The following is a 20,160-nucleotide window of genomic DNA, read 5'->3' on the forward strand; positions in this document are numbered from 1 at the left end:
TCACCGACCTAAGGTGAGCCCATGGCGCGACGGACGCAGAATGCAAAGGTGCTGGCGATCGTCCTGGCTGGCGGCGAGGGCAAGCGACTGATGCCCTTGACCGCCGACCGGGCAAAACCCGCGGTGCCCTTCGGCGGGATCTATCGGCTGGTCGACTTCGCCCTGTCGAACGTCGTCAACAGCGGGTACCTCAAGGTGGTCGTGCTGACGCAGTACAAGTCGCACAGCCTCGACAAGCACGTCACGTCGCTGTGGCGCATGTCGACGCTCCTCGGCAACTACGTCGCCCCGGTCCCTGCCCAGCAACGCGTCGGGAAGAACTGGTACCTCGGCAGCGCCGACGCCATCTTCCAGAGCCTGAACCTCCTGGCGGACGACAGGCCCGACATCGTCGTGGTGGTGGGCGCCGACCACGTCTACCGCATGGACTTCTCGCAGATGGTCGACCAGCACATCGAGACGGGGGCCGGCGTCACGGTCGCAGCCATCCGTCAGCCCATCGAGCTCGCCGACCAGTTCGGCGTGATCGAGGTCGACGACGACGACCGGCGCAAGATCGGCAAGTTCCGCGAGAAGCCGACCGACGCCAAGGGTCTGCCCGACGCCCCGCACGAGGTCCTCGCGTCGATGGGCAACTACGTCTTCGACGCCGACGTGCTCATCGACGCCGTCACCAGCGACCACACGCTCGAGGGCAGCAAGCACGACATGGGTGGAGACATCGTGCCCGCGTTCGTGCGCGACGACCGCGGCTACGTCTACGACTTCAAGGACAACGTCGTGCCCGGGTCGACCGAGCGCGACCAGGGCTACTGGCGTGACGTCGGCACGATGGACTCGTACTACGACGCCAACATGGACCTCATCTCGGTGCACCCCGTCTTCAACCTCTACAACTACGAGTGGCCGATCTACACCTCCACCGGCTCCCTGCCTCCGGCGAAGTTCGTGCACGGGCACGGCGACCGCGTGGGGGAGGCCCGCAACTCGGCCGTCTCCCCCGGTGTGGTGATCAGCGGTGGTCAGGTGTCGGGCTCGGTCATCGCCCCGCGGGTCAACGTGCACTCCTACGCCTCGATCAGCGACAGCGTGATCCTCGACGGCGTCGACGTGGGCCGCTACGCCACCATCCGCCGCGCGATCGTCGACAAGAACGTCGTCGTGCCCGAGCACGCCGAGATCGGGGTCGACCACGACCACGACCGGGCGCGCGGGTTCTGGGTCACCGAGTCCGGCCTCACCGTCGTGGGCAAGGGCCAGACGGTCACCCCCTGACCCGCCCGAGCCACCTGAGACCCTAGGGCCGTGACCATCGACGACGCCTCTGCCGACCCGGCCCTGGTGCCGTCGACGCCGACGGACAGCAACGCCCGCACCCTCGCCGTCTACGAGGCGCACGCCGAGCAGTATGCCGAGCAGACCGAGAGCTCGGGCTCGATCGCTCACCGGACGTTCCTGCGCCGACTCGCCCGCGTCTCGCCTCCCGGCGAGGTGCTCGAGGTCGGCAGCGCGCAGGGGCGCGACGCGGCATACCTCGAGCAGCACGGACGCAGGGTGCGCCGCACCGACGGCTCGCGCGCCTTCGTCGCGATGCTGCGGTCCCAGGGGCACGACGCCGACGTGCTCAACCTGCTCACCGACGACCTCATCGACACCACCCACGGCCCGTATGCCGCCGTGCTCGCCAACGCCGTGCTGCTCCACTTCACGCCCAACGAGCTGTCGCTCGTGCTGGCCAAGATCGCGGGGGCCCTCGTCCCGGGCGGGGTGCTCGGCTTCAGCGTCAAGGTCGGCGACGGCACCGAGTGGAGCGACCACAAGCTCGGGGTGCCGCGCTTCTACCAGTACTGGAGGGGCGAGCCGCTCCAGGAGCGGGTGGAGGCAGCGGGATTCGTCGACGTGGACCTCGAGCTCGACGACGGCGCACCCTGGAGCTGGTACTTCGTCGTGGCTCGCACCCCCGGCTGACCACGACACGGGCGGTGCCCGACGAGCGTGCCGCATACCCAACAGGCAGGATGTGCCGTATGCCGCCCGCCCGCATCGCCGTCCAGGTCCAGCCCCAGCACGCGTCGTACGACGACCTGCGCCGCACGTGCGCGACCCTGGAGGAGCTGGGGGTCGACATGCTGCTCAACTGGGACCACTTCTTCCCCCTCGGCGGCGACCCGGACGGGCTGCACTTCGAGTGCTGGACCATGCTCGCGGCCTGGGCCGAGGCGACCGAGCGGGTCGAGATCGGCGCGCTGGTGACGTGCAACAGCTATCGCAACCCGCAGCTGCTCGCCGACATGGCGCGCACGGTCGACCACATCAGCGCCCGTGGCGGCGAGGGGCGGCTGGTGCTCGGCATCGGGTCGGGCTGGGCCGAGCGCGACTACGTGGAGTACGGCTACCCCTTCGGCACCGCGGGCAGCCGGCTCGACGACCTCGCCCGCGACCTGCCACTGATCAAGGGACGGTGGTCGCAGCTCAACCCCGCCCCCACCCGCGACATCCCCGTGCTCATCGGTGGCGGCGGCGAGAAGAAGACACTGCGCATCGTGGCCGAGCACGCCGACATCTGGCACACCTTCGGAGGGCCGGACACGGTGGCGCACAAGCGTTCAGTCCTCGACCGGTGGTGCGCCGAGGTGGGCCGCGACCCCGGTGCGATCACCACCTCGGCCGGGGTCGCCCCCACGCCGGGGCGGATGCGCGAGGAGGTGGAGAGCTACTCCACCAACGCTCAGGCACTGCACGCCGTGGGGGTGCGGCTGTTCACCATCGGCATCTCCGGTGAGGAGCACGACGACCCGCGGTCACTGGCCAAGGTGCGCGAGCTGGTGGACTGGCGCGACGGCGTCAACGCCTGACCGGCGCGATCCTGACGGGCGCGATCCTGACGGGCGCGATCCTGACGGGCGCCGTCCGAGGGTCGGCGCCTGACGCGTGACCCCGCCTGTGGGCCAGCGCCACGCGGTCGGGTCAGCGCGTGCCCGCAGTGGGGACCGCAGGCGCAGAGCCCCTGGAGGACGTCTGCGACCTGCTGGGGTCGAGGCGGCGGCAGGTGGCGCGACCGACGTTGAGCTCGCAGCGGGTCGTCGACGCCGCCAGGGCCCCTCAGCCTCCGGGGCGTGCTCGAGCCGGGTAGGCAAGGCGGCCGCCGGGCACACCGGGGACCCCGCCGGCGGCGGGGTCCGGGACGTGGTCGTCAGGACGGCGCGTCGTGCCACGTGACGCCGGTGTCGTCGACCGACGCCACGAAATCACGCTCGTGCACCACCGTGTGGTGCCGACGACACAACAGGGCCGCGTTGGACAGGACCGTGCCCCCACCCCTCGACCACCACTGCGGATGATGCACGTCGCACCACGTCGCTGGAACCGAGCACCCCGGATACGTGCAGTGCCGATCCCGCCGCCAGACCACCAACCGCTGCGCCGGACTGAACAACCGCCGTGACCGCCCCAGATCCAGCACCTGCCCCTGGCTGCCCAGCACCACGGGGATGATCCGCGCGTCGCACGCCATCCGCCGCACCACCCCCGGAGACAGCAGCTCCCCCGAGATGGTGACCCCCGCTCCCCGCAGCCCCTGCACCAGCGCCTCGTAGTCGATCGTCACCACCACCTGCGCCTTCTCCCCCACAGGCGGCACCGGCCCCCCGCTCTCAGCGCCCGCGGCACCCCCAGCGCCGGCAGTGACCGCCCGACCGACCAGGTCCAGCAACGCATCCGCCCGTCGCGTCGCCGCCGACCGCGGATCACTCATCTCGCCAGGCTCGAGCGCCCCGTCAGCCAGTCTGCGCGGGGCCGACAACGCCGACACCGCCGCATCCAGCACCGCCGCGCCCTCCGGATCCAACGTCATCCGGTAGTGCGCCATCCCCGACTCGCTGCCGCCACCATCCGTGCGTGTCAACCCACGCCCCAGACGCTGGCGCCGCTCCAGGTCCTCCAGATCCCTCACGGGCCTGACGAGCCGCACGGCCTGCCGCAACGCTGCCGCCAGCTCGCGCTCGTCGACCCCCCGACAGCGACCACCGCCCGTGGTCACGAGATCCTCTCCAGAATCCGCGCCCTCGTGCGCGGCGGCACCGTCGGCAGGAGCGGCCGACGACGGCAGGTCGTCGCTCGCCCCCGCGACGAGCCCGGCCACCCACTCCAGCAGGCCCTCCGGGTCTGCCACCGTGCGCACCTGCTCCACGAACCGGGTCACCTGTGCCGCCTTGCCCACCGGCAACGCCGTGGACGCGACCGCTGCCGCGACGGCCTGCGACCCCACCCGTCGCTCGACCACCGCCCGGGCCACCGACACCACCGCCGAGACCTCCCGCACCCCTGGCAGCGGCGCGGCCCGCCCTTCCGCCTGACGCACCCAGTCCACCACCGAGAACCCCGCCGCCGACGCCGTTCCGCGCTCGACCACCTCGGTCACCAAGGCAACCTCCGCCGCGGCGAGCAGCGCCCGGGCCCGACCCACCCTGCCCAGCACCTCACCCAGCCCCGCGTCCCCCAGCCGCCAGACCGGGGCGCCACCCGCGACACCCTGCGTCGACTCCAACCACGCCACGACCTGCCCCCACGCGTCGTCGGGCACGACACCGTGCGGCGGGGGTGCGGTCCGAGGCTCGGACGAGGCGGGCACCGGACCGGAGGGGAGCCCCTCCCGTCGCCATCCACCGTGCACCTGGGACCAGGGTGCAGTCGGACCCAGTCGGCCGGTCACCGCGGACTGCGAGCCCACCGCGCCGGCCGGCGCAGCACCCGAGGACGTCGACACCTCGCCGCCGCCCTCGACACCCCGCAGGTCCTTGTCCATGACCTCAACCTAGACGCGACCACTGACAGGGGTACAAGTTCTACAAGTCATCCAAATCAATTGCTACAGAACGGACTTCAGTCACTCGAGCCCCATCGCTCACAGGTCGCCACCAGCGCCGCCGGTCAGGAGGAAGCCAGCGAGCCGGTCGCTGCGGGTGAAGAGATGAGCCCGCAGACCCAGCCGGGCCGCCGTCTCGACATTGGCTGGCGTGTCGTCGACGAACGAGCACTGCGAGGGCTCGGCCCCGAGCTGTCGGCAGGCGGGCTCGATGGCCTGGGGGTCGGGTTTGGCCACACCCAGCTCGGAGCTGCTCACGACGACGTCGAAGACGTCGTCGAGCCCCAGCTGGCGCAAGTCCGCGCGAAGTCGGCTGGTCGCGTTGGCCAGCGACGCGATCCGCGCACGGACCCCGAGCCGGTGCCTGCCGACCCAGCCCTAGGCTGGGGGCGTGACCGAGGGCCCCGCTCGACCCCCCCTGCCCTACGAGGAGTCCGACGAGGAGACCCTCCTCGTGACCGTCTCCGGCGACGACCGCCCGGGGGTCACCAGTGCGCTGTTCGACGCCATCGCCGCGATCGGCGCGCAGGTGCTCGACCTCGAGCAGGTCGTCGTGCGAGACCATCTCACCCTCGGCATCCTCCTCGCCGCCGGAGAGCGGACGGCGCAGGTCGAGGCAGTGGTCCGCCGGGTCGGCGAGTCGCTGGGGATGAAGGTGCGGGTGCGCCACGGCTCGGGCGACTCGACCCGCCGCCGCACGGGGCGCGCAGCCGTCACCGTGCTGGCCTCGCCCCTGACCGCCGACGTCGTCTCCGCCCTCACCGCCCGCATCGCGGCGCACGGCGCCAACATCGACCGCATCCGCCGCCTGTCGCGCTACCCCGTCACCACCGTCGAGCTCGACATCTCCGGCGCCGACCTGCCCAGCCTGCGGCGCGAACTCTCGCTCGAGGCGGCCGCCCTCGGCGTCGACGTCGCCGTCTCCCCCGCCGGGCTCGCCCGACGCGGCCGGCGGCTGGTGGTGATGGACGTCGACTCGACCCTGATCCAGCAGGAGGTCATCGAGATGCTCGCGGCGTATGCCGGTCGCGAGGCCGAGGTGGCCGCCGTCACCGCCCGCGCGATGGCCGGTGAGCTCGACTTCGCCGAGTCGCTGCGCGAGCGGGTGCGGGCCCTCGAGGGCCTGGACGCCTCGGTGCTCGACCGGGTGCGCGAGGCCGTCGTCCTCACCCCGGGCGCCCGCACGCTGGTGCGCACCCTCAAGCGTCTGGGCTTCACGGTGGCCCTGGTCTCGGGTGGCTTCATCGAGATCGTCGGCCCGATCGCCGCCGAGCTCAACATCGACCACGCCGAGGCCAACCGCCTCGAGATCGTCGACGGCCGGCTCACCGGCCGGGTCGTCGGCGACATCGTCGACCGGGCCGGGAAGGCCCGCGCCCTGCGTCGCTTCGCGGACGAGGCGGGCCTGCCACTGTCGCGCACCGTCGCCATCGGCGACGGGGCGAACGACCTCGACATGCTCGGGACGGCGGGCCTCGGCGTCGCCTTCAACGCCAAGCCCGTCGTCCGGGCGCAGGCCGACACCGCCGTCAACGTCCCCTACCTCGACGCCGTCCTGTTCCTGCTCGGCATCACCCGCGAAGAGGTCGAGGAGGCCGACGACCTCGACGGCACGCCGACACCCGCTCCGGTGACGCCGCGTCCCCTGCCCGGCGGCTGACGCATAGGGTTGGGCGATGGCGACACGGAAGGCCCCCAAGCCCCGCCCCCGCACCCTGCTGGTGATCGGTGGCGCCGAGGACAAGGTCGGCACCTCGACCATCCTCAAGCGCTTCGTCAGGCTCGCGGGCGGCCGGTCCTCGCGCATCGTCATCGTGCCGACCGCCTCGTCGTTCGTGGACGAGGTCGTCGAGGGATACACGGCCGCCTTCACCCGGCTCACGGCCGGGCCCGACATCCGCGTCGTGCACGCCACCTCGCGGCAGGAGGCTCACGACCCCGAGCTCGTGGCCCGGCTCGACGACGCGACGGGAGTCTTCCTCTCGGGTGGCAGCCAGCTCAAGCTGAGCCAGTTCTACCCCGGTACGCCCGTGGGTGCGGCGATGCACGCGGCCTACCAGCGCGGTGCGGTCATCGCGGGCACGTCCGCCGGGGCCTCGATCATGAGCCGGCACATGATCTCGATGGGCGAGGAGCGGCTCACCCCGCGACAGCGGATGAGCCAGCTCACCGGCGGCCTCGGCTTCATCGACGACATCGTGCTCGACCAGCACTTCGACCAGCGAGGCCGCTACGGTCGCCTGATGTCGATCATCGCGAACTCCCCCCACCTGCTCGGGGTGGGCATCGACGAGAACACCGCGGTCGAGATCCACGACGAGCGGCTCATGACGGTCCTCGGGGCGCGGGCCGTCTTCGTCCTCGACGGGCGGGCCGCCGTGACCGACGCCCCCGACGCGCGTCGCGGAGCACCGCTGCTCGTCTCGGGCGCCGTGGTCCACACCCTCCCGGCCGGCGCCACCTTCGACCTCAAGCAGGCCACCCTCGTCGGGTTCGTCGAGCGGCACCAGGACAAGGACGCCGGCAGCGCGTCGGCCCGGGAGCGCACGCCCGCCGCCACCACGACCCTCACGACCGCAACCAGCTGAACCCTCGCGTCCGCACCCATCCCAGGAGACCCCCCGTGGCCGCAGCACGACCCACCCCGACCGGTCCGCCGACCCCGGACGTCAGCATCACCGAGTCCCGGGTGTACCGCGGGCCCAACCTGTGGTCCTACGAGCAGGCGATCCACCTCGTCGTCGACCTCGGCGTGCTCGAGGGCTACCCCACCGACACCCTCCCCGGCTTCACCGAGGGGCTGGTCGCCGCCCTGCCGGGCCTTCACCGCCACAGCTGCTCACGCGGTCATGCCGGTGGCTTCGTCGAGCGGCTCGAGGAGGGCACCTGGCTGGGGCACGTCGCCGAGCACGTCGCGCTCCAGCTGCAGACCGAGGCCGGGCAGGACCAGCGCCGGGGCAAGACCCGCGCCGTGCGCGGGCGTGCGGGGCACTACAACGTCATCTACGGCTTCACCGACGAGACGGTCGGTCTGGCGGCGGGTCGGCTCGCCGTCCGGCTGGTCAACCACCTCGTCGAGCCGGAGGCGGACTTCGACTTCGACATCGAGCTCGACACCTTCCTGCGCCTCGCGCAGCGCACCGCGTTCGGCCCGTCGACGGCCGCGATCATCGAGGAGGCGGTGAGCCGTGACATCCCCTACTTCCGGCTCAACAGCGCCTCCCTGGTCCAGCTCGGGCAAGGCGTCCACCAGCAGCGGATCCGGGCCACGATGACCTCGAGGACCGGGGCCCTCGCGGTCGACATCGCGAGCGACAAGGACCTGACGGGCACCCTACTGGCGTCGGCCGGGCTCCCCGTCCCCAAGCAGGAGACCGTGCGCACCGTGCAGGGTGCCGTCGAGGCGGCCCAGCGCATCGGCTTCCCCGTGGTCCTCAAGCCCCTCGACGGCAACCACGGTCGAGGCGTGTGCCTCGACCTCCAGTCGGTCGAGGACGTCGAGAAGGCGTATGACGTCGCCAAGCCCGAGTCGCGGCGTGGCACCCTCATCGTCGAGTCCTTCGTCACCGGTCGCGACTACCGCTGCCTCATCGTCGGCGGGCACATGGTCGCCATCGCCGAGCGCGTGCCGGCCCACGTCATCGGCGACGGGGAGCACACGGTGGCCCAGCTGGTCGAGACCACGAACGCCGATCCACGCCGGGGTGTGGGCCACGAGAAGGTGCTGACCAAGATCAAGGTCGACGCGGCCGCCCAGGCGGTGCTGGCCGACGCTGGCTGGTCACTCGAGTCGGTGCCGCCCGTCGGTGAGATGGTCAAGCTCGCCCTGACCGGCAACATGTCGACCGGTGGCATCTCGATCGACCGCACCTTCGACGCCCACCCGGACAACGTCGAGATCGCCGAGGAGGCCGCCCGCATGGTCGGGCTCGACGTCGCCGGCATCGACTTCATCGCACCCGACATCGCCTCGCCGGTGCGCGAGACGGGCGGAGCGATCTGCGAGGTCAACGCTGCTCCCGGATTCCGCATGCACACCCACCCGACCGTGGGCGTCCCGCAGTTCGTGGCCAAGCCGGTCGTCGACCTGCTCTTCCCGCCGGGCACGCCGTCACGGGTGCCGATCGTCGCGGTGACCGGCACCAACGGGAAGACGACGACCTCGCGGATGATCGCCCACATCTTCAAGGGTCTCGGGCGCAAGGTCGGCATGACCTCGACCGACGGCATCGTCATCGACGAGCGCCTCGTCATCAGGGCCGACGCCTCGGGCCCGAAGTCGGCCCGGATGGTGCTGCAGAACCCCCGGGTCGACTTCACCGTCATGGAGGTCGCCCGCGGCGGCATCATCCGCGAGGGTCTTGGCTACGACCGCAACGACGTCGCCGTCGTCACCAACGTCGACGCCGACCACCTCGGGCTGCGGGGCATCAACACCCTCGAGCAGCTCGCCGCCGTCAAGGCCGTCGTCGTCGAGGCCGTGCCCCGCGACGGCTTCGCCGTGCTCAACGCCGACGACCCCAACGTGCGCGCGATGCGTCGACGCTGCTCCGGTGAGATCGTGTGGTTCTCCCTGGAGTACCCCGGCAGCGAGAGCCGCGACTTCATCGAGAGGGCCTGCCGGCGCGGCGGGCGTGCCGTCGTGCTGGAGCAGACCGAGCGGGGCGACATGATCGTCATCCGCCACGGTCGGCGCAGCATGCAGCTCGCGTGGACCCACCTGCTCCCCGCGACCTTCGGGGGCACGGCGCGCTTCAACGTCGCCAACGCTCTGGCCGCGACCGGTGCCGCCTTCGCGGCGGGCGCGCCGCTGCACGACATCCGCCAGGGCCTGCGCACCTTCACGACCAGCTACTACCTGTCCCCCGGACGGATGAACCAGGTCATGATCGGCAACGTCGAGGTCTTCATCGACTACTGCCACAACGCTGCTGGTATGCGCGCCCTCGGCCAGTTCGTCGATGCCTACGGTCTGCAGCAGGAGGGTCGCTCCGAGCTGAAGATGTCACGCATCGGCATGATCGGGGCCGCCGGTGACCGCCGCGACGACGACATGCGCGAGCTCGGCGAGGTCGCGGCCAGGCACTTCGACGTCATCGTCGTCCGCGAGGACCAGCGCCTGCGCGGCCGCGCCACCGGTGAGACCGCCGAGCTCGTCGCCGAGGGGGTGCGCCGGGCGATGGCCGACGGCGCCCGCTGCCGCCAGGTCGAGACGGTGCTCGACGAGATCACCGCCGTCAGCCACGTCATGGCCCGCGCGAACCCCGGCGACCTCGTGGTGATGTGCGTCGACCAGCACGCCGAGGTGCTCTCCGAGCTCGAGAGCCGCACGTCGTGGGCCCAGGCCGGGTCGCACAGCGGTCTGCTCGCCGGCGACCCCGACCTCGACCCCGTCGAGCTGTCGCAGACCGCGAGCACCGAAGGGACCGAGGCCGAGGAGGAGGCGCTCGGCTCGTCGGGCCAGGGGTCGCCGCAGACGACCGACAGCCAGCCCTATCTCGACGACGAGCCCCTGCCGAGCGACGGCAAGCGCATCCGCCGCTCGCAGGAGCCGGACCGCGAGTCCGGGATCGTCTAGCCCGTCGCCCAGGACGCCGTCCTAGGAATCCTGGTCTGCGTGGGCCCTCTCACGCAGCTGCTCGGCATACGCCCGCAACGAGACCCGGTAGGCCGTGGTGTCCTCGTCGGGAGAGTGGTCGACCAGCGCGTCGAGCAGGTCGGCGACCGCCTCCCGCTCCCGGCCGGTGTCGGCCAGCGTGAGTGCCCGGAACGCGGCGGCGGCCGCGCTCCGCGGCTGGCTGAGGGCGACCTCGTCAAGCAGCGAGAGGGCCTCGTCGGTCTCACCCACGACGCGCAGGCTGGAGGCCGCCTGCAGCTGCGCCCGGTGTCGGAACGGCTCGCGCAGCCCTGACGCGATCACCTTGCGGTACAACGGGATCGCCTCGGCCTCGAGGCCTGCCCGGTCGAGGGCACTGGCCAGCTCGAAGGTCATCCGGTGGTCGCGAGGACGCTCCTGGGCCAGCACCCGGAAACGCTCGACGCGGGCGTGGTCGTCGTCGAGGGACCAGAGCTGCGCCATCTCGGCATCGAGCTCGTGCTCACCCCGTGCCTCGATCACCTTGCGCCTGATGGAGCGGGCATCGTCGGGGGTCGCGCCGTGCTCGGCCAGCCAGGCGGCGCACTGCGGGCGCTGGTCGTGGGCCATGAAGGCGACGACGTCGCCGGCCCGCACTTCCGGCAGGATCGCTGCCAGACCGTCGATCTCGTGGGGGAAGCTCTCGACGTCGACCGTGCCCACCCGGGCGAGCCCGGCCCGCAGGTGCGAGTCGATGTCGTCGACCGTGCGACCGCGCAGGTACTTCGGCTTGTGGGCGATCACCACCCGGTCGGCCAGCTTGCCAGCGATCTCGCCGAGACCCTCGATGGCCTCGTCGGGCCGGTCACCCGTGGCACCGAGGCCGAGGTGGACCCGCCCACCGGGGGCCCGCAGACCGCCGGCGACCTCGAGCAGCGCCTCGAGCCCGGCCTCGTTGTGCGCCATGTCGAGGATCACCGTGGCGCTGCCGCGGTCGGCCCCCTCGACGGCCTCCCCGGCGACCTCGGCGGGGGCGAAGGACGCGAGCGGCATCGAGTAGGTGTTGAGCCGGCCCTCGTTGAGCACCGGGTCGGGGGCGAAGGTGCGCAGGCCCTCGACCACGGCGGCCCGCGGCATACCGAGGCCCAGCGCCGCCGCTGCGGCCGCGAGGGCGTTGGCGATGTTGAAGTGCGACAGGCCCGACAGCGTCACCGGCACGTCGACGATGCGGGCCAGCCGGTCGGGGTCCTTGCCGCGGGTGAGCACCACGATGTCTCCGTCGAGGATCGTGATCCCGCGCCCGCCGACGGTCAGGGCCTCGCGCAGGGCCGGAGAGTCGGGGTCGAGGCTGAACGCCCACGGACGCGCCTTGATCCGGTGCCGCATCGCCCAGACGCGCGGGTCGTCACCGTTGAGCACGACCCAGCCGTCGGGCTTGGTGACGGTGGTGACGATGGCCTTGACCTCGGCGAGCTGGTCGAGCGTGTCGATGCCCTGCAGTCCGAGGTGGTCGGCCGAGACGTTGGTGACGACGCTGACGTCGTTGCTCGCCACACCCATCCCGCGCAGCAGCAGCCCCCCGCGCGCCGTCTCCAGGACGCCGATCTCCAGGCCGGGCGTGGACAGGACCGAGCGCGCCCCACCGGGGCCGGAGTAGTCACCGGGCTCGGTGGTCTCGCCCATCACGACGACCCCCGAGGTCGAGCTCCAGGCCGTGACGTATCCGGCGGTCATCGCCACGTGGGCCACGATGCGGGTGGTGGTGGTCTTGCCGTTGGTTCCCGTGATCGAGGCGACCGGCACCTGCGGGGTGATGACCTGGCTCGACTCACCCGGCTCCAGCTCGCGGATCCGCTCGGCTGCCGCCTCGACGATGTCGTCGGCCGCCTGCGGGTCGTCGGGATCGGCCAGCAGGAGCTCGCTCAGCAGCGGGCCCAGCTCCTCACCGGTGGCGCGACCCCACTCGCGATGGCGCCAGGGCACGGCCACGACGATCTCGTCGACGCCCTGGCCCGCACGGGCCCGCACGGTCATGCGGCTGATCCCGAGGCCGTCGGCCACGCGACGGGTCACGTGGGCCGCGAGACGCATCACGAAACGCTGACGCTGCGCGGTGCCGGGCTTGCCGGGGCTCGACGCCCCCAGCCCCAGCCGCTTGGCCAGGTCGACCGCCCCACGACGGTCCAGGGCGAGGTAGCCGGGCAGCCGGAGGCTGACCTTGACCGCCGGGCGGGTGAAGTAGAGGTTGGGTCCGTCGAGCACCCGCACCTCCGAGACCGTCACCGCCGGTGCGGGGTCGGTCGGCAGCTGGTCGGTCACGCCGGCGTCACTGCCCCATGGCGTGGACCCCGCCGTCGACGTGGACGATCTCGCCCGTCGTCGCGGGGAACCAGTCGCTGAGCAGCGCCACGCAGGCGCGGGCGGCGGGCACGGGGTCGGCGAGGTCCCAGCCCAGGGGGGCACGGTCGCTCCATACGGCCTCGAACTGCTCGAAGCCCGGGATCGACTTGGCCGCCGTCGTGCGGATCGGGCCCGCCGAGACGAGGTTGGAGCGGATGCCCTTCGCCCCCAGGTCGCGCGCGAGGTAGCGGTTGGTCGCCTCGAACGCGGCCTTGGCCACGCCCATCCAGTCGTAGACCGGCCAGGCGAACTTCGCGTCGAAGGTGAGACCGACGACGCTGCCGCCGGGAGCCATCAGCGGCAGCGCCGCGACCGCGAGGCTCTTGAGCGAGAAGGCCGAGATCTGCACGGCGGTGGCGACGTCGTCCCACGTGCCCTCCATGAAGTTGAAGGCACCGGGGGGCGCGAAACCGATCGAGTGGACCACCCCGTCGAGGCCGTCGACGTGCTCCGTGAGCCGCTCGGCCAGGCTGTCGAGGTCGTCCTGGTTCGACACGTCGAGCTCGATGACCGGCGGCGTCGTCGGCAGCCGCTTGGCGATGGTGGAGGTGATCTTCATCGTGCGACCGAAGGACGTGAGCACGACCTGTGCTCCCTCCTCCTGGGCCACCTTGGCGATGTGGAAGGCGATGGAGGAGTCCATCAGGACGCCGGTGATGAGAAGGCGCTTGCCCTCGAGGATGCCCATGTCAGGTCCTTGGTGTCGGTTCGGGGTGGTGTGCAGGTGGCGGTAGGGAGCTCAGTGGCCCATGCCGAGACCGCCGTCGACGGGGATCACCGCACCGGTGATGTAGGCCGAGTCGGGGCTCGCGAGGAAGCGGACCACCCCGGTCACCTCCTCGACCGAGGCGAAGCGGCCCATGGGGATGCTGGACATGTAGCCGGCGCGGACCTCGTCGGTCAGCTCGGCGGTCATGTCGGTGTCGATGAAGCCGGGGGCGATGACGTTGGCCGTGATCCCCCGGGAGCCGAGCTCGCGGGCGATGGATCGGGCCATGCCCACCAGACCCGACTTGCTGGCGGCGTAGTTGGCCTGCCCGGGGGCGCCGGAGAAGCCGGACACGCTGCTGACGAAGACGATGCGACCGTGCCGGGCCCGGATCATGCCCTTGACCGCCCGACGGCTGCACTTGAACGCGCCCGAGAGGTTGGTCTCGATCACGGAGTCGAAGTCGGCGTCCGACATGCGCATGATCAGCCCGTCGCGTGTGATGCCGGCGTTGCAGATCAGCACCTCGACGGGGCCACCGAGGATCTTCTCGGCCTGGTCGAACGCGGCGTTGACCGAGTCGGTCGAGGTGACCTCGCACAGGACGCCGCGCAGCCCCTCGGGGGGCTTGCCCGAGCGGTGGGTGATGACGACCTCGTCGCCCTGGGCCGACATCGCCCGGGCGATGGCCAGGCCGATGCCCCGGTTGCCCCCCGTCACCAGGACCCGTTGCGGCGCCGCGGCCTCCGGGTTGCTGACGGTCGTCGGGGTGTCGGTCATCGATGCTCGCTTCCGGTGCGGGAGGGGGTGCGGCGGCGGGGCGCCGGAGGTGCGTTGACGAACCTAGCCCACTACCCCCGGGTATGACGCAACACACTCCCCGTGCGCGGGCGCGAGAGGCCTGGGCGGACCAGCGAGTGGGTCAGGCGCGACGTAGGCTTGGAGGGTGCCCGAATACCACACCCCGACGCGTGAGTCACGCGACGCCGGGCCCCATCATCCCTCCTCCCAGCCGCACCCGGTGCAGTCCGTCACGGACGTCCCGTCATCGGTGTCGGCCGACCGCGCCGACCGTGCCCGCCGCTACCTGACGGCCATGGGGCTGCGCGGCATCTGCTTCGTCCTCGCCATCGTCACCACCGGCTGGCTCCGGTGGACCTTCGTCGCGGGCGCGGTGATCCTGCCCTACATCGCGGTCGTCCTGGCCAACGCCGTCGGCCCCCGCACGGGCGGCACGGTGACCCGGGTCGACCCGCGCTCCAAGCAGACGCGGGCCCTGACCGGGACCATCGACGACGGCCCTGTGGTGGACGGGTCGACGGGTCAGCATGACGTCAGCGCCTCGCGCGACTGAGCTGCGGTGCAGCGCCCGGGCCTGCCGCTCGGACGCGACCTCTGCGCTGCTGTGGAACAACCCGAGGCTGCACACGGTCGAGCGACGCAAGGTCTGGCTCGCGTGCCCCGATCACGTGGTCTCCCTGGGGGAGTTCCTCTCGTTGCGCGGCTTCCTGCGTGACACGGTGCCCGTCGAGGCGCTGGAGCCCGGGCAGCACTAGCCGCCGATGGCCGACATGGGCCGGCTCGGCTGCTGGAAGTCGGGATCCCCGATGCCGTGTCCGCGTGCCTTGCGCCACATCTCGCCGCGGATCAGCCCCGCGAGCTCCGCATCGGTCGCGCCCTCTCGCAGAGGGCCGCGCAGGTCGGTCTCCTGCTCGCTGAAGAGGCAGTTGCGCACCTGTCCGTCGGCGGTCAGCCGGGTGCGGTCGCAGGCGGCGCAGAACGGCTCGGAGACGCTGGCGATGATGCCGACCGTCGCCGGACCGCCGTCAACGAGGAAGCGCTCCGCGGGTGCGCTCCCCCGACCGGGCACCGCCTCCAGGGTGAAGCGGCTCGACAGCCGCTCGCGCAGCTCGTCGGCCGAGATCATCGCGTCACGGTCCCAGCTGTGCTGGGCGTCGAGAGGCATCTGCTCGATGAACCTCAGCTCGTAGCCACGGTCGAGGCACCACGACAGCACGTCGGCCACCGCGTGGTCGTTCACCCCTCGCATGGCGACCGCGTTGACCTTCACGGGGGTCAGACCCGCCTCGACCGCGGCCGCCAGACCCTTCTCCACGTCGCCCAGGCGGTCGCGCAGCGTCAGCTGGGCGAAGACCTCGGGGTCGATCGTGTCGAGGCTGACGTTGACCCGGTCGAGGCCCGCCTCGGCCAGCGGGATGGCCAGCCTGGACAGCCCGATGCCGTTCGTCGTCATCGCCACCTGAGGGCGCGGGCGCAGGGCGGTGATGCCCGCGACGACGTCGACGATGCTGCGGCGCAGGAGCGGCTCGCCCCCCGTGAGCCGCACCTGGCGCACCCCCAGACCGACGAACACCCCGACGACGCGCAGCAGCTCCTCGTCGGTGAGCATCTCGGTCTTCGGCATCCACGGCAGACCCTCGGCAGGCATGCAGTAGGTGCAGCGCAGGTTGCACCGGTCGGTGACGGACACCCGCAGATCACGGGCGACCCGGCCGAAGGTGTCGACCATCCCCGCACCGGCCTGCTCCGGCGGCTCAGGCAGGAGGGAAGGGACGCGGACTCGCGGCATCGGGAGGTTCGTCACCCCTCCACCTTAGGTCAGGTGGTGAGGCGCGTACCGTCGTTGCGTGGCACGCACCGTCCTGTCCCCCCGTTGGCTGCTGGCTCTCGTCGTCGCCGCAGCCTTCGCCGTGGCCTGCGTCTTCCTCGGCCGGTGGCAGTGGGGGAAGTACGAGGACAAGCTGCTGCGCGCCGACGCCGTCACCACGAACTACAGTGCCCCCGCCGTCGACCTGGGCGGCCTGGTGGACCGCCTCCCGCTCACCGAGTCCGGTGAGTGGACCCGGGTGACCGCGACGGGCACCTACGACGCGGCCGACCAGCTCCTGGTGCGCAACCGCGTGCAGGGCGGGTCGCCGGGCCTCGAGGTCCTCGTGCCCTTGACGCTCACACCGGGCGCCACCGCGGGGGGGTCGACACGGCGCCTGCTGGTCGACCGGGGCTGGGTGCAGAACGCCGACACGGCAGCCCAGCTCCCCCCGGTGCCATCCGCCCCGGGCGGCACCGTCACCGTGCAGGGCTGGCTGCGGCGACCGGAGCCGTCGCTCGGCCGTGACCTGCCGCGTGGCCAGCTGGCCAGCATCGCCATCGCCGACGTCGAGGGGCAGATCGGCAGCCCTGTCCTGCCGACCTACCTCGTGCTCGAGTCGGAGCGCACCGGCTCCGGGGCCACCCCGGCCCGCCCGGCCGACCTCGAGCCACCGGACACCGATCTCGGCACCAACCAGGCCTACGCCTTCCAGTGGTGGCTGTTCTCGGCCTTCGGGTTCGTCTTCTACGGGTACCGCCTGAAGGTCGACCGTCAGGAGCGGCGGGACGAGCTCGACGGCGCCGGCAGCGGCACAGACGGTCTCGACCTCGTCGCGACGGCTCCTCGTCAGCTCGTCCCGGCCGGCCGCCCCGCCTACGGCGCTGACCAGCCGGCCAAGCGGGCCAAGCCGGTGAAAGCCAAGAAGGTGCGCATCTGGGACGAGGAGGACTCCTAGCGCGTCCGGTCGGGGGCCGCGTCGACCTCGTCGGCGCGACGGCGCACGACGTCGCTCAGCACGTCGACCGGCAGCGGACGGTGGGCGCCCACCCCGATCAGCGGCCGCAGCTCAGTGTGCTGGCCCCGAAGCCAGCTCGACCTCGGGCGCGGACGGCACCTCGTCGACCTCGTCGACCTCGTCGACCTCGTCGACCTCGTCGACCTCGTCGACCTCGTCGAGCACGGCGACGCCGGTGGCGAACTGGGTCTCGTACAGGTCGCTGTAGAGGCCACCGGCCTCGAGCAGCTCACGGTGGGTGCCGTGCTCGACCACGCGGCCGCCGTCCACCACGAGGATCTGGTCGGCGCCGCGCACCGTGGACAGGCGGTGGGCGATGACCAGCGAGGTGCGCCCCTCGAGGGCGACGTCGAGGGCGCGCTGAACAGCCGCCTCCGACTCGGAGTCGAGGTGGGCGGTGGCCTCGTCGAGCACCACGACCCGTGGCCCCTTGAGCAGCAGCCGGGCGATGGCGAGACGCTGCTTCTCCCCTCCGGACAGACGGTGGCCGCGGTCGCCCACGACGGTGTCGAGACCGGCGGGCAGGGCCTCGACGAGGGGACGGACCTGGGCGGCCGTGATGGCCTCCCACATCTGCGCCTCGGTGGCCTCGGGGCGCACGTAGGCCAGGTTGGCACGGATCGTGTCGTGGAAGAGGTGCGCTTCCTGGGTCACGACACCCACCGCGTCACGCAGGGCCCGGGAGGACACGGCGCGCGCGTCCACACCGCCCAGGAGGACCGAGCCGGAGGTCGGGTCGTAGAGCCGGGACACCAGGGAGGTGATGGTGGTCTTGCCCGCGCCGCTCGGCCCGACCAGGGCCACCAGCTGCCCCGGCTCGGCGACGAACGACACGTCGTGCAGGACCGTGGCGCTGGCTCCGCGGTCACCGCTGCTGGTCGACTCGAGCGAGGCCAGCGACACCTCGTCGGCCGACGGGTAGCGGAAGGCCACGTGCGACAGCCGCACCCCGAGCGGTCCGTCCGGGAGGGCGACCGGCTCCTCGGCCTCGCGCACCAGGGGCTGGAGGTCGAGCACCTCGAAGACCCGGGCAAACGACACCAGGGCCGTCATGATGTCGACCCGCACGTTGGACAGCGCGGTCAGCGGGGCGTAGAGACGGGCGAGCAGTGCGGCCAGCGCGAGCAGGGTCCCGACGGTGAGGGTCCCGTTGACCGCCATCACCCCCCCGAAGCCGTAGACCATCGCCGTGGCCAGCGACGCCACCAGTGACAGGGCCACGAGGAAGACGGTGCGGTTCATGGCGATCTTGATGCCGGAGTCGCGCACCGAGGCGGCGCGCACGGCATACTCCTCGTCCTCGCGGCGCGGGTCGCCGAAGAGCTTGACCAGCAGCGCCCCCGCGACGTTGAACCGCTCGGTCATGCGGGTGCCCATCTCGGCGTTGAGGCTCATCTGCTGGTAGGACAGCGCGGCCAGGCGCTTGCCCATGATCTTGGCCGGCACGATGAAGAAGGGCACCAGCAGCAGCGCCGCCAGCGTCAGCTGCCACGAGAGGGTGAGCATCGCGACCACGATCAGCGCGAGCGACACGACGTTGCTGACCACGCTGGAGAGCACGGTCGTGAAGGCGGACTGGGCACCGATCACGTCGGAGTTGAGCCGGCTCACGAGGGAGCCGGTCTGGGCCCGGGTGAAGAAGGCGATGGGCTGGCGCAGCACGTGCCCGAAGACCTCCGACCGCAGGTCGTAGATCAGGCCCTCACCGATCCTCGCGGAGTACCACCGCTGCCAGACCGTCAGGCCCGCGTCGACCACCGACAGGGCCGCGACCACGAGCGAGAGCCGCACGACCACCGAGGAGTCCCGGGGGGTCACCCCGTTGTCGATGATGTCGCGCAGCAGCAGGGGCGACGCGACGAGCACCACCGAGTCGACCACCACGATGAGCAGGAACCCGAGCAGCGGACCCACGTAGGGCCGCCCGTAGCCCATCACCCGACGCGACGTACCGGGCGCCAGCGAGACGTCCTTGACGGAGTCGTCGCTCGAGAGCGACCGCATCATCATCCAGCCGGAGTGACTCACGTCATCCCCTCCTCAGCTCGTTGCTCGTGACCGTCTGCGGCCCAGTGCTGCGCCCGCCAGCAGGCAGGCAGGCAACGTATGCCGCGCGGTCGGCTATTCCTGGCCGGACGGGGCGTCGTCGCCCGTCGCGACCCGCGCCATGGTGGCCAGCAACCGGGCGTTGGCCGCACGCTCGGCCGCCTGCTGCTGCGACGGGGTCGACGTCACGGCCGCCCGGAGCAGCGGCTTCAGGGCCCGCAGCGCGAGATCGGGCGCGGCCAGCAGCCCGCCGACCACCTGCTCGACCCCCGCATCGAGCTCACCGGTCGGCACGACGAGGTTGACCAGACCCATCTCGCGGGCCTCGACCGCCCCGACCAGGCGCCCGGTGGCACAGATCTCGAGCGCCCTCGACACGCCCACGAGCTGCACCAACGGGCTCGTTCCCGCGAGGTCGGGCACCATGCCGAGGCTGGTCTCGCGCATGGCGAGCTGCACGTCGTCGGTCGCCACCCGCAGGTCGGCCGCCAGGGCCAGCTGGAAACCGCCACCGATGGCGTGGCCCTGCACGCCGGCGACCACCACGGCGGACAGCTCGGCCCACCGGGTGAAGCCGCGCTGGAACTCCTCGATCATCGCCTCCGCGTGCTGCTCGCCCCTCTCCGCGACGGCGAGCATGTCGTCCTCGCCCTCGATCCCCTCCGCCGTCAGCATCTGGCGGTGAAGCCCGGCGCAGAAGGACCGGCCGTCGCCGCGCAGGACGACCACGCGGACCTCGTCGGGCGTGTCGGCGGCGACCTGCCCGAGGGCCCGCCACAGGCTCGGTGTCATCGCGTTGCGCTGGCTGGGGTTGGCCAGGGTGACCGTCTGCACGGCGCCCCGGCGTTCCACCCGCAGCCACGGGTGCGGCGTCGTGGCTGCGACCGCCGGGTCGGCGGCGGAGACGGGGTCAGCGGCGAAGACGGTGTCGGTCACCTCG

Annotated in this window: 16 protein-coding genes and 1 pseudogene; 9 read left to right on the plus strand and 8 right to left on the minus strand. The window is 71.9% G+C overall.

Annotated elements, in window-relative coordinates; genetic code table 11:
• Window positions 1-21 precede the first annotated feature (21 nt).
• Genes glgC through V3N99_01295 form a run of 3 tightly spaced genes read left to right on the plus strand, consistent with a single transcriptional unit; the run spans window position 22 to window position 2,855 of the window.
• Window positions 22-1,275 (plus strand): glucose-1-phosphate adenylyltransferase, encoded by a 1,254-nt coding sequence (gene glgC / locus V3N99_01285; GenBank protein ID MEO3935366.1) that lies wholly within the window; start codon window positions 22-24, stop codon window positions 1,273-1,275.
• Between the two features lie 30 nt (window positions 1,276-1,305).
• Entirely contained in the window at window positions 1,306-1,968 is a 663-nt protein-coding gene (locus tag V3N99_01290; protein MEO3935367.1) for a methyltransferase, read from the plus strand.
• A gap of 59 nt (window positions 1,969-2,027) precedes the next feature.
• Window positions 2,028-2,855 (plus strand): LLM class F420-dependent oxidoreductase, encoded by an 828-nt coding sequence (locus tag V3N99_01295; GenBank protein ID MEO3935368.1) that lies wholly within the window; start codon window positions 2,028-2,030, stop codon window positions 2,853-2,855.
• A gap of 338 nt (window positions 2,856-3,193) precedes the next feature.
• Here the strand turns inward: V3N99_01295 and V3N99_01300 are convergent, their stop codons facing one another.
• Both V3N99_01300 and V3N99_01305 read right to left on the minus strand, forming a co-directional pair.
• Complete coding sequence (locus tag V3N99_01300) at window positions 3,194-4,804, minus strand: DUF222 domain-containing protein (GenBank protein MEO3935369.1); 1,611 nt, start codon at window positions 4,802-4,804, stop codon at window positions 3,194-3,196.
• A 99-nt stretch (window positions 4,805-4,903) separates the two neighbouring features.
• A pseudogene (locus V3N99_01305) lies at window positions 4,904-5,212 on the minus strand (HAD-IA family hydrolase).
• Between the two features lie 43 nt (window positions 5,213-5,255).
• On the opposite strand from V3N99_01305, the gene serB reads away from it, so the two are divergent.
• Genes serB through cphA form a run of 3 tightly spaced genes read left to right on the plus strand, consistent with a single transcriptional unit; the run spans window position 5,256 to window position 10,442 of the window.
• Window positions 5,256-6,524 carry a phosphoserine phosphatase SerB gene (serB, locus tag V3N99_01310; GenBank protein ID MEO3935370.1) on the plus strand — a complete coding sequence of 423 codons (1,269 nt, stop codon included), beginning with the start codon at window positions 5,256-5,258 and terminating at the stop codon, window positions 6,522-6,524.
• A gap of 16 nt (window positions 6,525-6,540) precedes the next feature.
• Window positions 6,541-7,452 carry a cyanophycinase gene (locus V3N99_01315; protein ID MEO3935371.1) on the plus strand — a complete coding sequence of 304 codons (912 nt, stop codon included), beginning with the start codon at window positions 6,541-6,543 and terminating at the stop codon, window positions 7,450-7,452.
• Between the two features lie 35 nt (window positions 7,453-7,487).
• Window positions 7,488-10,442 carry a cyanophycin synthetase gene (gene cphA, locus V3N99_01320; GenBank protein ID MEO3935372.1) on the plus strand — a complete coding sequence of 985 codons (2,955 nt, stop codon included), beginning with the start codon at window positions 7,488-7,490 and terminating at the stop codon, window positions 10,440-10,442.
• Between the two features lie 21 nt (window positions 10,443-10,463).
• Here the strand turns inward: cphA and V3N99_01325 are convergent, their stop codons facing one another.
• From V3N99_01325 to fabG, 3 genes are read right to left on the minus strand one after another with little or no spacing between them, the layout of a single operon-like run.
• Entirely contained in the window at window positions 10,464-12,758 is a 2,295-nt protein-coding gene (locus V3N99_01325) for a tetratricopeptide repeat protein (GenBank protein MEO3935373.1), read from the minus strand.
• Between the two features lie 7 nt (window positions 12,759-12,765).
• A complete protein-coding gene (gene fabI / locus V3N99_01330; GenBank protein MEO3935374.1) occupies window positions 12,766-13,527 on the minus strand; it encodes an enoyl-ACP reductase FabI in 762 nt (253 codons plus the stop codon).
• A gap of 51 nt (window positions 13,528-13,578) precedes the next feature.
• Complete coding sequence (gene fabG, locus V3N99_01335; protein MEO3935375.1) at window positions 13,579-14,328, minus strand: 3-oxoacyl-ACP reductase FabG; 750 nt, start codon at window positions 14,326-14,328, stop codon at window positions 13,579-13,581.
• A gap of 166 nt (window positions 14,329-14,494) precedes the next feature.
• On the opposite strand from fabG, the gene V3N99_01340 reads away from it, so the two are divergent.
• Both V3N99_01340 and V3N99_01345 read left to right on the plus strand, forming a co-directional pair.
• The gene (locus V3N99_01340) at window positions 14,495-14,902 is read left to right on the plus strand and encodes a DUF3099 domain-containing protein (GenBank protein MEO3935376.1); all 408 of its coding nucleotides are present in this window, start codon (window positions 14,495-14,497) and stop codon (window positions 14,900-14,902) included.
• The gene (locus V3N99_01345) at window positions 14,877-15,104 is read left to right on the plus strand and encodes a hypothetical protein (protein ID MEO3935377.1); all 228 of its coding nucleotides are present in this window, start codon (window positions 14,877-14,879) and stop codon (window positions 15,102-15,104) included. Before V3N99_01340 ends, V3N99_01345 begins: the two co-directional genes overlap by 26 nt.
• Here V3N99_01345 and moaA read toward each other — a convergent pair.
• Window positions 15,101-16,138, minus strand: coding sequence for a GTP 3',8-cyclase MoaA (gene moaA / locus V3N99_01350; GenBank protein MEO3935378.1), 1,038 nt, complete (start codon window positions 16,136-16,138; stop codon window positions 15,101-15,103). The genes V3N99_01345 and moaA overlap by 4 nt on opposite strands.
• A gap of 58 nt (window positions 16,139-16,196) precedes the next feature.
• Between moaA and V3N99_01355 the strand changes: the two genes are divergently transcribed.
• Window positions 16,197-17,114 (plus strand): SURF1 family protein, encoded by a 918-nt coding sequence (locus V3N99_01355; GenBank protein ID MEO3935379.1) that lies wholly within the window; start codon window positions 16,197-16,199, stop codon window positions 17,112-17,114.
• Window positions 17,115-17,225: 111 nt separating this feature from the next.
• Here the strand turns inward: V3N99_01355 and V3N99_01360 are convergent, their stop codons facing one another.
• Together V3N99_01360 and V3N99_01365 are read right to left on the minus strand one after the other, a co-directional pair.
• Window positions 17,226-19,184, minus strand: coding sequence for an ABC transporter ATP-binding protein (locus V3N99_01360; protein ID MEO3935380.1), 1,959 nt, complete (start codon window positions 19,182-19,184; stop codon window positions 17,226-17,228).
• Window positions 19,185-19,295: 111 nt separating this feature from the next.
• Entirely contained in the window at window positions 19,296-20,156 is an 861-nt protein-coding gene (locus V3N99_01365) for an enoyl-CoA hydratase/isomerase family protein (GenBank protein ID MEO3935381.1), read from the minus strand.
• Window positions 20,157-20,160 lie beyond the last annotated feature (4 nt).

Source organism: Dermatophilaceae bacterium Soc4.6, from assembly GCA_039889245.1.
Taxonomy (GTDB): Bacteria; Actinomycetota; Actinomycetes; order Actinomycetales; family Dermatophilaceae; genus Lapillicoccus.

What these genes read in the sequence shown, in the direction of transcription:
- V3N99_01300 (MEO3935369.1), bottom strand. Translation starts at nt 4,804, where the DNA reads ATGGACAAGGACCTGCGGGGTGTCGAGGGCGGCGGCGAGGTGTCGACG.
- V3N99_01360 (MEO3935380.1), bottom strand. Translation starts at nt 19,184, where the DNA reads ATGATGATGCGGTCGCTCTCGAGCGACGACTCCGTCAAGGACGTCTCG.
- V3N99_01295 (MEO3935368.1), top strand. Translation starts at nt 2,028, where the DNA reads ATGCCGCCCGCCCGCATCGCCGTCCAGGTCCAGCCCCAGCACGCGTCG.
- fabG (MEO3935375.1), bottom strand. Translation starts at nt 14,328, where the DNA reads ATGACCGACACCCCGACGACCGTCAGCAACCCGGAGGCCGCGGCGCCG.
- V3N99_01315 (MEO3935371.1), top strand. Translation starts at nt 6,541, where the DNA reads ATGGCGACACGGAAGGCCCCCAAGCCCCGCCCCCGCACCCTGCTGGTG.
- V3N99_01345 (MEO3935377.1), top strand. Translation starts at nt 14,877, where the DNA reads ATGACGTCAGCGCCTCGCGCGACTGAGCTGCGGTGCAGCGCCCGGGCC.
- moaA (MEO3935378.1), bottom strand. Translation starts at nt 16,138, where the DNA reads ATGCCGCGAGTCCGCGTCCCTTCCCTCCTGCCTGAGCCGCCGGAGCAG.
- glgC (MEO3935366.1), top strand. Translation starts at nt 22, where the DNA reads ATGGCGCGACGGACGCAGAATGCAAAGGTGCTGGCGATCGTCCTGGCT.
- fabI (MEO3935374.1), bottom strand. Translation starts at nt 13,527, where the DNA reads ATGGGCATCCTCGAGGGCAAGCGCCTTCTCATCACCGGCGTCCTGATG.